This window comes from Mesorhizobium sp. M4B.F.Ca.ET.203.01.1.1, assembly GCF_004791025.1.
Taxonomy (GTDB): Bacteria; Pseudomonadota; Alphaproteobacteria; order Rhizobiales; family Rhizobiaceae; genus Mesorhizobium; species Mesorhizobium abyssinicae.
Genome location: NZ_SRUO01000264.1, coordinates 1 through 289, shown reverse-complemented (window position 1 = coordinate 289; position 289 = coordinate 1). Strand labels below are relative to the sequence as shown.

The following is a 289-nucleotide window of genomic DNA, read 5'->3' as shown; positions in this document are numbered from 1 at the left end:
CTTGAACACCAGGCCGGCCAGGTACCAGTTCCAGGTCGGCGGGGTGTTGAGCATCGAATCGCGGGCGACGTGCGAGCGGTAATCGAAGATGTCCGCGCGCGGCTGGCCAGTGCGCTCGAGCAGATCGCGGCGGACGATCATCACTGCGATGCCGACCGGGCCCAGGTTCTTCTGCGCGCCGGCATAGATCACACCGTAGCGGCGTACATCCAGCGGCTCGCTGGCGATGGACGAGCTGAAGTCCGCCACCAGCGGCACATCGCCGGTATCCGGCACATCACGGAACTCG

At 66.1% G+C, this 289-nt stretch carries 1 protein-coding gene; it reads right to left on the bottom strand.

Annotation, left to right across the window (positions count from 1 at the left end):
* The coding region (locus tag EN846_RS34610) for an aminotransferase class V-fold PLP-dependent enzyme (protein ID WP_135928166.1) at nucleotides 1–289 on the bottom strand (289 nt) is incomplete at both ends.